Below are 13,367 nucleotides of genomic sequence, written 5' to 3' on the forward strand. Positions count from 1 at the left end.
AAAATCAAAGTTCAGAGCCAATAAAGAAATGTAAACGAATTGGATGTGCAGGATCTGAAATACCTGAAGCAATATCTAAACGAATTGGTCCAATAGGAGACTGCCAACGAATACCCGTGCCAACACTATAAGCAATTGGATTACTAAAATTCTTATTATATGCATTACCAAAATCGGTAAATATCGCAGCACGCCAACCTTCTTTAAATTGATAATTATATTCTAATGAACCTACAGCCAATCCTTGCCCACCAATTTTATAACCATCTTCTGTAGGAGATAATGCTTTATAATCAAAGCCTCTCAGACTTTGATCTCCCCCTGCAAAGAATCTTAAATTATAAGGAACATTTGCAAAATCATCGGTAAAAATATAAGCAAGCTTTGCACTGCCAATAAACTGATGATTATAGTTTTTCCCTAACGAATATATAAAGCTCCAGTCTGCATTTGCAATTGCCATATTGGCATCTGAAACAACAGATTTAGAGCCCAATTGAAGCTTATATGTTTGTTTGAAACCTTTTACTGGATTAATTGGATCATTGCTATTGGTTTTCGACAATTGATAACCTAGTAACAAGGCTTGTTGTTCAGGACTAGAGCCAGGTTTTAAAAATGCAGCAGGCACATCACTACTATTTACTTGCCCAATTTGATGAATTTTATCTAAGCGATAACGAAAACCAAATGATTGTTGCCAGCCACCAAAAGGATTACGAATAATGCGTTCTGCACCTGCAATTGCCGTTTCTGTGGTTAGACTCATATTTGGCCCAACACCATCAAATTTATTACGTTCATAACCAGAAACTAGATTAAAATAGTCATTCAATGGATGTTTATATGGAATAGTATAATGTGCATCTATTGCCTGACGAACTTGCGAAACCTCCATATTGGCATCAAAAGAATGTCCATAGCGATTAACAATTGCACGGCGATATTGAGTACGCACACGCACCCCAGTATCCGTCCCATAACCAATACCTGCTTCTGCGCTATTCAACTTATCTGCATTTAATGTGACAATGACAGGAACTTCTTTCGTTTCACGTGCCTGTTTTTTTAATTGCTCTTTTTCATTGTCTTGCACTTCTTGTGAGTCAGCTTGAACATCTAATTTTTTATTTTTTTCTGTACCTGCAAATTGCTGTTCATCCACAACATGCTGTTTTGAATCATTTGAAGAAGAGTCTACTGTTGGTCTAGTCGTATTGGTGGCTTCCTTCTTGGTTGAAGTGTTTTCTGAAAGCGCTTCACTTAATGTAATTTTCTGCTGGTCAACCAAAGATTGAATATCAGGTGGGAGATCAAGTGGTTTTACAATAGGATCTGGCTTCACTGTTTCAACCAAACTAGAGTTAAAGTACCGACTATTGGTTAAGTTATTTGCTAAAGTATTCACACGCCAAAATGTATAGTCATCTCCATTTTCCCAAGGCACCATACTTTTTAATACATTCATATTTAAAGGAAATGGTTTTGTAGAATCACTCATACGAAATTCGACATTTGCTAATTTATAGCGTTGTCCCGTTTCATAGCGTAAATTGATATCCGCTTTATTCTCAGGTAACTCAATTTTTAAATCATGTAAACGCCAATACGCATCGAAATAACCATTATCACTTGCTGCTTCCACAATTCTTGATTTTGTTTTCTCATATTTTCCTTGATTTAAGATATCACCAACATCAAGATCTGGAATAAGTCGAATAATTTGAAACTGTGGTTTTGCCGCACCTTGCCCTGTAAAATCAATATTTTCCTCAGCAACTTTCACTGGATTATTTGGTGTAACAATGACACGCACTTTATTATTACTTATTTTCTGAAACTTAAACTGAGCATTATAATAACCTACAGCTTGTGCTGCTTGCATCGTCTGTGTTCTTAATTGTGGCAATGCAGAGCTATAGTCCTCAAAAGCCTCTTGTGTAAAAGTTGATAGTTTATTTTTAATATTCGTTTCAAGAAGCGTTGGTGCACCTTCTACTTGTGCAGATATCTTAGGAATAGATACAGCATTCATATCACTATGTGGTTTTAAACGATAGAACCAACGCTTAAAAAATCCTTTCTCTTCTTCTTTTGGCTGCACTTCAAAAGTTGCATCATCAAAAATTGCACCTTTATTCTGCCCTGCATTTTTTTGTGCTTGTGTAAGATCTTCTTTATGTGCACTTTCAATAGAATGCATAACCTCATTTACATTGACTGTACTATCTTGAATTTGATTCAACTGCTGTTCTGTTTGTGGTGAAATTTTGGTATTTACAGGTAAGCTCTGGCTTCTATTTAATTGTGCTTGCTCTTTAGCCTGATCTGCATCTTTCAATATCTCTTGTACCATACCCCCATCTACAGGTGAACTAGGAATGTCATCTAGGTCTTTTAAATCAATTTTCTTAAAGTCTGTAAGTGCAGGATTTTGTTGTTGTTGCTGTAAAAGCTCTACGCTATCAAGATTTGATGTTTTTTTTATTGTACTTAAATTAGAAACATTGTCATTTGAAGATCTAGATAGTACATTTTGATTTATATTCGCATCTGTTGTCTGTGCAGAACTATATGAACAGAAACCAAACAACAAACTCGTACATATTAAGCGCTGAAGACCATTCACCTTTAATATAGTTTGTACATGCTGAACAAGTACCAGCTTTTTAAAATGTTTCTTTAGTAGCATAGAAGCAACAACCAATTTTTTTATTGTCGGAATGATGCTGCATCTGTAACAATTCATGCCACAACGAGGCAGTTTCATCAAGTTTGACCTATCATACATCATTTTAATAATGAGATAATCCACCATCTATCTATAATTCTACAGTTTTTTTTGAGCGTATCTACAATATGAAAAAAAAACAAACGTTACTGACATCTCGGCGCTTTCTTCCAATGTTTTTAACACAATTTTTTGGTGCATTGAATGACAATGTGTATAAACAATCTTTACTGCTTGTCATTACTTATGGGCTCATTCAAAAAACTACCAATAATATTAGTATTTTAAACAACTTAGCTGCATTACTATTTATTTTACCTTATTTCATTTTCTCTGCTACTGCTGGACAGATTGCAGATAAATTTGAACGATCCAAACTTATTCGTTATATCAAACTGTTTGAAATTGGTATTATGATTATCGGATCTTGTGGCTTCTTACTTGGTCATATTTCACTCTTACTATTTTCATTGTTTTTAATGGGTATACATTCAACTTTCTTTGGACCTATTAAATATGCCATTCTGCCTGAAATTTTAAAACCAAATGAACTCATGACAGGAAATGCACTTTTCCAAACGGGTACATCACTTGCTATCTTGTTTGGTATGATTTTAGGCGGTGCAGTTATTTCTTTTTCACATAATCACCTCATATGGGTGTGTCTTACAGTATTAAGTATTGCTCTTTTAGGTTATCTCTCTAGTCGTTTCATTGTAAAACAACCAATTAATGACCATCAGATTAATATTGATTGGAATTTTTTTCGTACGAGCTGGCAAACCATGTCTTATGCCAAAAGCATTCCTGTCATCTATCTTATTCTTCTCGGTAACTCATGGTATTGGTTTTACGGTGCATCTTATTTAACACAAATTCCTGAATTAACTCACAGATATCTTAACGCCTCTGAAAATGTTGTAAGCTTACTCCTTACATTTTTTTCCGTTGGTATAGGAATAGGCTCTTTACTTTGTAGAAAAATTGGCGGCTCAGAAGTAAATATTAAAATGGTTCCAATCGGTGCTATAGGATTAACTGTATTCGCTTTTTACCTTGCTGCTGCACTATACTTCGTGCCTAAACAAGCAATCACATTACAATTGACTGATATATTTACACATGGTCTTATTTACTACCATGTCATGCTCGCAATTATTTTACTAGGTATTAGTGGTGGCTTTTATATCGTTCCTTTATATGCACTCATGCAGGCTTATTCACCACAATCGCATCGCGCACGTATTGTTGCAGCAAACAATATTTATAATGCAATATTTATGGTTGCATCGGCAATATTTTCGATACTCATTTTAAGTGTTTTAAAAATAGACATGAAATTTTTGTTCTGTATTACAGCAATACTCAGTGCTATATTTAGCCTTTGGCTACTTAAAAAAGTTCGACCACTACTAAAAGAAACAAATGCTTTAGAGGATTAAAACTAATGCGTCATTATTCAGGCATTGATAAAATCATTCAATCATTTGATCAGGGTCTACGCAGCCTTGTTCCTGGTGCAACCAGCGCACACCGAAAAAATCCTGCCGAAGACCATGTATCTTCTCTTTCTATACGAGAAGCTAGACATGTTGCAGGACTTATGCGCGTCAACCATAGTGGTGAAGTTTGTGCCCAAGCACTCTACCACGGGCAAGCACTCACAGCAAAACTTCCGAACGTAAAAAAAGAAATGGAACAAGCTGCTATTGAAGAGCAAGATCACCTCGCATGGTGTGAAGATCGCTTAAATGAGCTAGAAAGTCTACCAAGCTTTCTCAATCCAATTTGGTATGGACTGTCATTTACGATGGGTGCTGTTGCTGGCGTTGCTGGCGATAAATATAGCTTAGGCTTTGTTGCAGAAACTGAACGTCAAGTTAGTTTACATTTAGAAGACCATATACAACAACTTCCCTCCCAAGACATCAGATCTAGAAAAATTTTAGAACAGATGAATGAAGATGAGCTGCATCATCGTGATACTGCACTTGAAGCAGGCGGTGTTGTACTACCACCACCTATCTGTGTCATTATGACTGCAATATCTAAATTAATGACAAAAACAAGCTATTATGTTTAGACTAACTTTTCATATTTTTATGAAATGGTAAGTATATTGTAGGATATGCAGATTCACTTTTAAAAATAAGCGCTGGATGTTGAATAAGCTCGGAGGCTGGAATTTTAACATCTAACGCAAATGGCATTTTTTTAGCATTAAAGATCCAATCACCATCATGACTAAGATTTTTCCATGCAATTAAATCAATATCTAAGGAAATTTGATGAGATGGTCTTATGCGCCCTGAAATATGCTCAAACTCTTTAATCAATATCTTTAAAGACTCCAAACTCAGTTCAGATGTATTCAATAAACAGGCACAATTAAGATAATCCTCTCCAACACCATCCCTACATGGAATTTGAAATACGCTAGAAAGTTTCAAATTCCCATATTTCTCTAACTGTTCTAAAGCCCAAGTCAAATTATTTTGAGCATTCAAATTACTCGCAAGTGCGAGTACAAAATTCATTTCGTTGGCGTTCAAGGCGAATTCCTACTGAATTTGCTTGCGCGATAATCGCAGGCTTACGAATTGTAATAGTAATTTTTTCAATACCATTAAATGTTTGAAATAGCTTTTCTAACACAATCTGTGCAGCATGTTCAATCAGTTTGGGCTTAGTTTTCTGTATAACCTCCGCACTCAAATCACAAATTTGAGCATAATTAATTGTGTCATTTAAATCATCAGAGATCGCTGCATTCGATAAGTCGTGATAAATCGTTAAATCTAACATAAGTGGCTGATGAATTTGTCTTTCCCAAGCAAAGCACCCAACCACTGTATCCACTCTTAGACCTTCAACTAAAATTACATCCATATTGAGTATCAACCTACGATAATTGGAGCATTTTCAGACGCTCATCTGCATAAATATCTGCATATGGTGCAAGGACTTTCATAAACCGATCAAAATATAATATTTGCTTAAATAACAATGCAAAATCTCTTGGAAAGTGAATACCATGCTTTTCACCCACACCCACGATATCTAACATAATTTCATTTAAATCTGCAGGATTACTTGCAAGAATTTTTTGAGGATCGGTCAAAGCCACCCCATTAAAAAGTCGTTCAATATCTTGTGCAAGTTGTTGAATGTTTACTTCTTGGTTTGTCATGCCCATTTGTAGCATACTTTCTGCCATATCCATATATTTTGTATGCTGTAATGCATCCATAAATGAAATACAAGCTTGCCATACTGTAGGCTTTAATACACCAACGATACCAAAATCAATAAATCCAACGCGTCCATCTTCAAGCAACATAAGGTTGCCTGCATGTAAGTCAGCATGAAAGCTCTTACACATCATCAGACTACCAAACCATGTGTTCATAATGGTAATTAAAGTTTGTGAAGCATCTTTACTGTATTTTTCAACAAGTTTAAAGTCTGTCAGAGGGACACCATATAAACGTTGCATGGTTAAAACACGGCGTGTTGAATATTGTTTGTATACTTTCGGTGCAACAACATCTTTGTTTTCTGTTGCATGAAGATATTGCACAAAATCATCTAAATTATTGGCTTCCTCTAAAAAATCAACTTCACGTACCATGCGATTTTTTATTTCTTCAACAATATCTGCTAAAGATGCAAATTTTAGTTTTGGTATAAACCGCTCTAAAATTTTAGTCGACCAATGTAAAACACTGAGATCTGTGTATAAAATATTTTCAACCCCAGGCTTTTGCACCTTAATAACAACATCTTCACCTGTTACAAGCTTAGCTGCATGAACTTGCGCAATAGAAGCAGAAGCAAGAGGGCTTTCATCAATAAATGAAAAAATTTGATTTAGTGGTTGATTAGGGAATTCTTCTTTCAGAACAGATTCAATATAACTATATGGAAGTTTAGGTGTCTGATCCAAACAACCTTGAAATTCCTCTACAAATTCTCTAGGAAATAGTGATGGTGTACTTGCAATAAACTGCCCAAGTTTAATATACGTTGAGCCTAGCTCTTCAAACGTTTCTCGCATTAATTTTGCTGTACTTGGTTTTTCAGTTGCATATTTAATTCCAGCCTTCGCGGCCATAAATGTTGTTTCACTTATACGGGCGACAGATTGAAGACCATTCAACAATAGGCTTTTCTTCATATACTTTAAGATTAGTTGCAATCTGCTCAGTTTAGCAAAAAAAGTTTTTTAATCATATTTAAAATCGATGAATCGAATATTCTTCATTTTTTAAATGATATTTTTTGTATTAAAAATTCTTTCTATAAAATGGCATAAAAGATATATATGTAATACATTAAACACATCAGAAAATGCTACTAGAATTATTTTACACTATCTTCCTTTTATAGATCTATCTATAAATACCTGATAGCTTATTCTTAATGTACTATGAGACAGCTTCCAACTATATAAAGCTATTTATTTGGAAGTATTTGCAAAATTTCAGATACATAATTAGTCATATAATAGATGTCTTGCGAGAGTCAAAAAACAATCTATCGCAAACTATAATACACTGCGAAAGAAAATAATAACTGAAATTTATATTTCTCAAAAGGTCTAATATTTTATAATTTATATAAGTTGTAAGTGATAGAAAATTATTATAATGTAATGATATTGAATGACAATTCACTCCATAATTAGATTAAATATTATCCATATAATTTATTATAAAATGATTCCTCTTGTCTTTCATTTTTCTTGTCGCTATTATTACTAGAATATAGGCGTATAGCTCAGTTGGTTAGAGCGCTACGTTGACATCGTAGAGGTCTCCAGTTCAAATCTGGATATGCCTACCAATATAAAACAAGGGTTTACAAGCAATTTCAATGACTTGTAAGCCCTTTTTTAATTTCTCTATATACTGCATTTGCGGTACTTGCTGTAAAAAATAATGTGAAAGGTATTAAAATTTTCTTATCTCAATTATTCAAATCGATATAAGAAAAAAGGTGCATTAAGCACCTTTTCTCAGTTCTAATAGAAATGTGAATTATGCACGTTCTAAATAGTCACCTGTTCTTGTATCAACACGAATTTTTTCTTCCTGTTGAACAAATAATGGAACACGTACAACAGCACCAGTTTCTAGTTTCGCTGGCTTACCACCTGTACCTGCTGTGTCACCTTTCACACCTGGATCTGTTTCAACAATTTGTAGAATAACAAAATTAGGGGCATTAACTGTTAATGGAACACCATTAAATAACATAATAGTGCACTTTTCATTTGAATCGTCTTTCAACCATTTCGCAGCATCACCCATTGCAGTTTTATCTGCAGCAATTTGCTCAAAAGATGCAGGGTCCATAAAATGCCACATTTCACCATCATTGTATAAGTATTCCATTTCTACTTCTACAATATCTGCAGACTCTAAGGATTCATTAGATTTAAATGTTTTTTCTAATACTTTTCCTGTTTTCAAATTACGTAATTTCACACGGTTAAATGCCTGACCTTTACCAGGTTTAACGTATTCATTTTCCATAATTGAACATGGATTACCATCAAGCATGACTTTTAAGCCTTGCTTAAACTCATTTGTAGAATAATTGGCCATGACTGGCTCACTCCAAACTTACTAACTTAAATAAATTAATGCTAGACTAGCATTTTTTTCAGCAAGTGGCATGATAAACTATTTGTACCAAGAGCAAAACTGGAAAACTGAACTAAGTAACTTAATTACAGACCCAAATGAGCTACTAGACACTTTGTCGCTCTCGAAAGATCAATTATTGTCAGGTTCCATTCTCGCTTCAAAAGCATTTAAGCTTCGAGTACCTCGATCTTTTGTTAAAAAAATGAAAAAAGGTGATGCATATGACCCTTTACTACTCCAAATTTTACCTCATCATTTAGAGCTAGAAGAACATATAGGCTACGTTGTAGATCCTCTTGGTGAAGAAGATGCAAATCAACTCCCAGGTGTTTTACACAAATATAAATCCCGATTTCTTCTAACACTTACTGGTGCTTGCGCTGTCCATTGTAGATACTGCTTTCGCCGTCATTTTCCTTATCAAGAGAATTTACCTAAAACGCAAGACTGGGAAAACATTAAACAATATATAGAAGCTCATCCTGAGGTTAATGAAATTATTTTAAGTGGTGGAGATCCCTTAACACTCACAAATCAAAAATTATCGGTATGGTTAGAACGTATTGAATCTATTCAGCAAATTAAAATATTAAGAATACATTCACGTACCCCCATTGTTCTTCCATCAAGAATTGATAACGAGTTCACATATTTACTAAAAAACAGTAGGCTACGTATTATACTCGTGTTACACTGTAACCACGAAAATGAGTTAGATGACTTTACAGTTAATCAATTAAAACCCCTTATACATCCTAATATTATGATGCTTAATCAAGCCGTCATATTGAAAGGTGTAAATGACTCAGCCCAAACATTGGTAAATTTAAGTTATCGTCTTTTTGATGCTCATATTAGTCCCTATTATCTTCATGTACTAGATAAAGTTAAAGGTGCACATCACTTCGATCTAGATTCTGAATATATTGAAAGTATTTATACTGAAGTACTTGCAAATTTACCGGGCTACTTAGTTCCTAAATTAGTTCGTGAGGTTGCGGGGGAACGAAATAAAACTCCTATATATGGGTATATGGGAATTCAATAGCATAAATTGGTGAAGTATGGACACTCAACATTTATCTCCGGATTTTTTTGCGATATCAGCAGCTACAATAAATCGCGAAACTCTAAGCTTCTGTGATACAAATGTAAAAAGCCTCCAACAATGGGCTGAGCGACTTAACTCATCACAACTTGGAGACTCATCTAAAGCATTACTGAATGCACTTATTGAAATCTCTGAACTACAATGCGAAGCTGATACTAAGTATCAGCTTACGCAAATTTTACACCCACTATTAGAGCAAACCATTGGCTTTTTAGAGAAAAAATTTATATCCGATTACATAGTAAACTCTAGCTATCAAGAAAATGTAACTGACCTTACACAGCTTTTTAGAAGCTATTTAGCAAAAATATATAACCATATTACTTTTGAGCTTAGTGATATATTAGAAAATACCAATTTTTCAATTTTTTCAATTTTTAAAAGAAAAAAACTACAGCAAATTCGCTTAATTAGCTTATATTTAGCACTTGAACAATTAAACTTACTAAAATATCAACAACTTATTCTTTATAAAAATTCAAAAATTGGTCAATGGCGTTGTGCCCATCAACTATATAATCTAGCTAAACAACATGGCATTGATACCCAAGAAATTAAAGAAACAAATGATTTTATATCTAGTATTACATCATTCAATACAATTCTCGACTTATATAAACAGATCAATCTACTTGATTTGTTAAATACCCACCAGCTACGTCCTGTTGAAATTCATGAGCTTTATCAATGTAGTTTTCAATGGGTTAAACTCATTAAAGCTACGGTAAAAGAAAATTCACTATCTAGGTATGTTATTAATTTAAATAAGGACTTTCCTCCTCTTATTAATAACTTTCAAAATGAAATTGATCATCAAAGATTATTTTTAGAAACTCAAGCGCTCTACGAACACATCAATCTAGTTAATCTACCTGGCCATAATTCGCTGTCAAAACTAGAAAAAGACAACCTTACACCATCACTAGTATTTCACATACTGAATATACTAAATAACTCATCTGAAAGACGCTTTGAACGCTATAACTTCACATCAAAAATTCAAGTTACCTTTAGTATACAATCAGCTCACTACTATCTTTCTGATGCAACCAAATTTGAAGACACATTACAAAAAAAAGGAGATTGTAAGACAAATTCAGAATATGATTTTTTTTCCTCTTTACAGGCAGATATACAATCTTCATGGGAAATTGAATCACAACCAGATAAAGTAACAGCGACAAAAAACTCTAACTCTAAATTGAGAAGACCTATTTTAGAGGATGAAAACAAGCGACAAATTTATAGCTGTACCATTATTGATATTAGTGTGAATGGTTACCGCATGAAATGGTCAGGAAATACTCCTAAACAACTCCGAACTGGGGAACTTATACTTGTTCAAGAAAATAAACAGAGTCCATGTCGTGCTGGTGTTATTCGCTGGTTAAAGCAAGTTGATAATCAGCATATTGAGTTTGGTGTTGAAATACTCTCACAGGATATTACCCCATGTGCTGTTCAATTATTTGTAAATAAATTATCTACATCTTATCACCCTGCACTCCTTGTAAAAAAAGATGTTTTAAATGAAACTTCTTTATCAATCATTGTTCCTGGCTCACAACTTTTTAAAGAACAGCAAAGTATTACTTTACTCCTAGGAACAGATGAAATTAAAATCTACCTAACAAATGCAAAGCTAATCAATCAAAGTTTCACACTTTTAGACTTTGATTTACTCGATGATCTTGATACAACTAAATTAAACTCCTTTATTCAGTGGCATGCTGAATCTATTAAGAAATTGGATTTATGGGATAGCCTTAAATGAGAAATTCTTTTTTACCAAACAAGTTAAAACATACTGAAATACGATTACTCATTATTGATGATAACCAAATCCGGTATAATCAAATTACTCAATTACTTTTAGATAAAAAACATTCAGTCAAAGCAATCCTACTAGATGATCTTAATAGTTTCGAAAAACAACTGAATTTGTCATGGGATATTATTCTTTTTGGTCGTGCATATGACTTTAAAGTTGAGCAAGCAATTACACTCATACAGGCATCAAAACAACCTCAACTCCCTCTTCTTCTTTTAAATCCAGAAAATTATAATTCAGAACAATATATTTCATATATTAATAAGGGGGTTTATGATCTATTTAGTCTAGATGATCCAAATCAGTTCTATGTTGGATTATTACGAACTTTTTCATTTAGTAAAACCACACAATCTCAGCACCAATTAGAAAATGAATTAGAGCGATTTAATGCTCAAATTAAAACCACTGCAAGAGAAAACTCAAATGCAATTGCACTCATACAAGAAGGCATTCATATAGAAGCAAATGAGGAATATTTGAAGATTTTCAACATTAATACTGAAGATGAAATTATTGGTCTTCCACTATTAGATTTAATACAACCCGAAGACATTCAAAGTTTCAAACAAAGCTTTAAAAAAGTAAATCAACCGAATCCATCCGCAGAAAACTTTATTGTTCAATCAAAGAATAATGCATTAGAAAATCGCGAACTTCATTTGAACTTCATTCCAAATAATGAAGATGATGGTTTACGCTTAATTATCAACCAAGAAGATATAACTCAAAGAAGTAACTCATCAGCGATTAGCTATGAGTCTATCAACCATAAAATTAAAAATGAAAGTTTAGCATTTAGTACACTGGTTCTTTTTTGTTTAAATATATCTTCTGATGAAAAAACACACCTTTCTCAGCTTCCAAAAAATGATGCTGAAAAATACATTACTGCAATAAATACTTTTCTGCATGAACAAATTCAAAATGTGGTCATCAAGCTTACACCATCTACTTATATTGGCTTAGTACAAGCAAACAACGAAAGTCAACTTCACTCTAAGCTGATGAATATTGAACACCTAAGCAAAGAAAATCTAATTGAAATTAATAAAAATAATTACACGATTTCATTTAATATTGGAACTGCTACTCTTACAAAACCTATTGAATCACAAGATCAATTCAATCAATATTATATTCAAGCATTCACCACTCCGCTGTCATTTAAAGAAAATACAGAAATTACGTCTGAGATTAAATTTAATGCGGACATAGAAATATCTGAAATTAGCGAAGCTGCATCTTCAGCATTCGTCGTTGAAGAAAAGATTATTGATAATATTAAACAATCATTAGCTGATGGAAACATTCATCTAAAATATCAGCAGCTCTATGACAAACTTGATGTTCAACTGTATACTTATGAAGTATTTAGTGGAATTATTCATAAAAATGATTGGTTAGACTTAATTACTTTAAGTGAGTTACGTGAGTCTCAAGCACTTTCTGTTATCTTAGACCGTTGGGTTATTGTAGAAGCATGTAAACAACTCGGTAACTACTCCGTTCAACATCCTGAAACAAAGCTTATTATCAACCTAAATACACAAATTTTATCTGGTGGTGACCAACTTATTCCATTATTGAAGAAAATACTTTCTATGCTTAGCCATGCTAGTAGTAATTCTCTCATTCTTAAATTTAGTGCACCAGACATTATTGCAGCAGATCTAGCATCACATTCAATATGGCAAACACTAAAAAGCATGGGAATTGAAATTGCGCTTCGTCAATTTGGCACAAATATTCAAGCACATGGTCAACTACTTGAACAATTACAACCAAGCTTATGCTACTTAGATGATCAGCTTACTCTTGCACTCGAAAATGAGGAAGACTTAGTAAAACTACAAGAGCATTTGGTTTATTACGCAGAACGAAGTGAACGAACTAACTTTGTTCTAAATCAGCTGAATAATATGAATACTTTTGCTAATGCTTGGAATGTAGATGCTCGTTTCTTACAAGGAAGTTACTTCCAAAAGAAACTAGACAGACTATTAGATAAACAAGACGAATAAAAAAAACGGGCAATATGCC

At 33.5% G+C, this 13,367-nt stretch carries 10 protein-coding genes and 1 tRNA gene; 6 read left to right on the forward strand and 5 right to left on the reverse strand.

The window, feature by feature from the left end; all coding sequences use genetic code 11:
- Window positions 1–4: 4 nt before the first annotated feature.
- Entirely contained in the window at window positions 5–2,692 is a 2,688-nt protein-coding gene (locus AC1MPL_RS09160) for an autotransporter assembly complex protein TamA (protein ID WP_479766208.1), read from the reverse strand.
- A gap of 167 nt (window positions 2,693–2,859) precedes the next feature.
- Between AC1MPL_RS09160 and AC1MPL_RS09165 the strand changes: the two genes are divergently transcribed.
- A complete protein-coding gene (locus AC1MPL_RS09165) occupies window positions 2,860–4,173 on the forward strand; it encodes an MFS transporter (RefSeq protein WP_479765546.1) in 1,314 nt (437 codons plus the stop codon).
- Window positions 4,174–4,178: 5 nt separating this feature from the next.
- A complete protein-coding gene (coq7, locus tag AC1MPL_RS09170; protein ID WP_479765547.1) occupies window positions 4,179–4,814 on the forward strand; it encodes a 2-polyprenyl-3-methyl-6-methoxy-1,4-benzoquinone monooxygenase in 636 nt (211 codons plus the stop codon).
- A gap of 1 nt (window position 4,815) precedes the next feature.
- Here the strand turns inward: coq7 and AC1MPL_RS09175 are convergent, their stop codons facing one another.
- Genes AC1MPL_RS09175 through AC1MPL_RS09185 form a run of 3 tightly spaced genes read right to left on the reverse strand, consistent with a single transcriptional unit; the run spans window position 4,816 to window position 6,908 of the window.
- Window positions 4,816–5,283, reverse strand: a complete 468-nt coding sequence (locus AC1MPL_RS09175) for a 2-amino-4-hydroxy-6-hydroxymethyldihydropteridine diphosphokinase (protein WP_479765548.1) — start codon at window positions 5,281–5,283, stop codon at window positions 4,816–4,818.
- A complete protein-coding gene (gene folB, locus AC1MPL_RS09180) occupies window positions 5,240–5,620 on the reverse strand; it encodes a dihydroneopterin aldolase (protein ID WP_479765549.1) in 381 nt (126 codons plus the stop codon). Before folB ends, AC1MPL_RS09175 begins: the two co-directional genes overlap by 44 nt.
- Window positions 5,621–5,633: 13 nt before the next feature.
- The gene (locus tag AC1MPL_RS09185) at window positions 5,634–6,908 is read right to left on the reverse strand and encodes an ABC1 kinase family protein (RefSeq protein WP_479765550.1); all 1,275 of its coding nucleotides are present in this window, start codon (window positions 6,906–6,908) and stop codon (window positions 5,634–5,636) included.
- A gap of 591 nt (window positions 6,909–7,499) precedes the next feature.
- On the opposite strand from AC1MPL_RS09185, the gene AC1MPL_RS09190 reads away from it, so the two are divergent.
- Window positions 7,500–7,576: transfer RNA gene (locus tag AC1MPL_RS09190), tRNA-Val, on the forward strand.
- Between the two features lie 194 nt (window positions 7,577–7,770).
- On the opposite strand, the gene efp is transcribed toward AC1MPL_RS09190, so the two are convergent.
- Window positions 7,771–8,340: an elongation factor P gene (gene efp, locus AC1MPL_RS09195; RefSeq protein WP_023271815.1), complete on the reverse strand. Its 570-nt coding sequence runs from the start codon at window positions 8,338–8,340 to the stop codon at window positions 7,771–7,773.
- 70 nt (window positions 8,341–8,410) lie between these two features.
- On the opposite strand from efp, the gene epmB reads away from it, so the two are divergent.
- From epmB to AC1MPL_RS09210, 3 genes are read left to right on the forward strand one after another with little or no spacing between them, the layout of a single operon-like run.
- Entirely contained in the window at window positions 8,411–9,430 is a 1,020-nt protein-coding gene (gene epmB, locus AC1MPL_RS09200; protein ID WP_479765551.1) for an EF-P beta-lysylation protein EpmB, read from the forward strand.
- Between the two features lie 16 nt (window positions 9,431–9,446).
- Window positions 9,447–11,267 carry a GTPase gene (locus AC1MPL_RS09205; protein ID WP_479765552.1) on the forward strand — a complete coding sequence of 607 codons (1,821 nt, stop codon included), beginning with the start codon at window positions 9,447–9,449 and terminating at the stop codon, window positions 11,265–11,267.
- Complete coding sequence (locus tag AC1MPL_RS09210; RefSeq protein ID WP_479765553.1) at window positions 11,264–13,348, forward strand: EAL domain-containing protein; 2,085 nt, start codon at window positions 11,264–11,266, stop codon at window positions 13,346–13,348. The genes AC1MPL_RS09205 and AC1MPL_RS09210 overlap by 4 nt, the downstream gene beginning before the upstream one ends.
- The last annotated feature ends 19 nt before the right edge of the window (window positions 13,349–13,367 follow it).

It is taken from the genome of Acinetobacter sp. N1-1 (assembly GCF_056711485.1).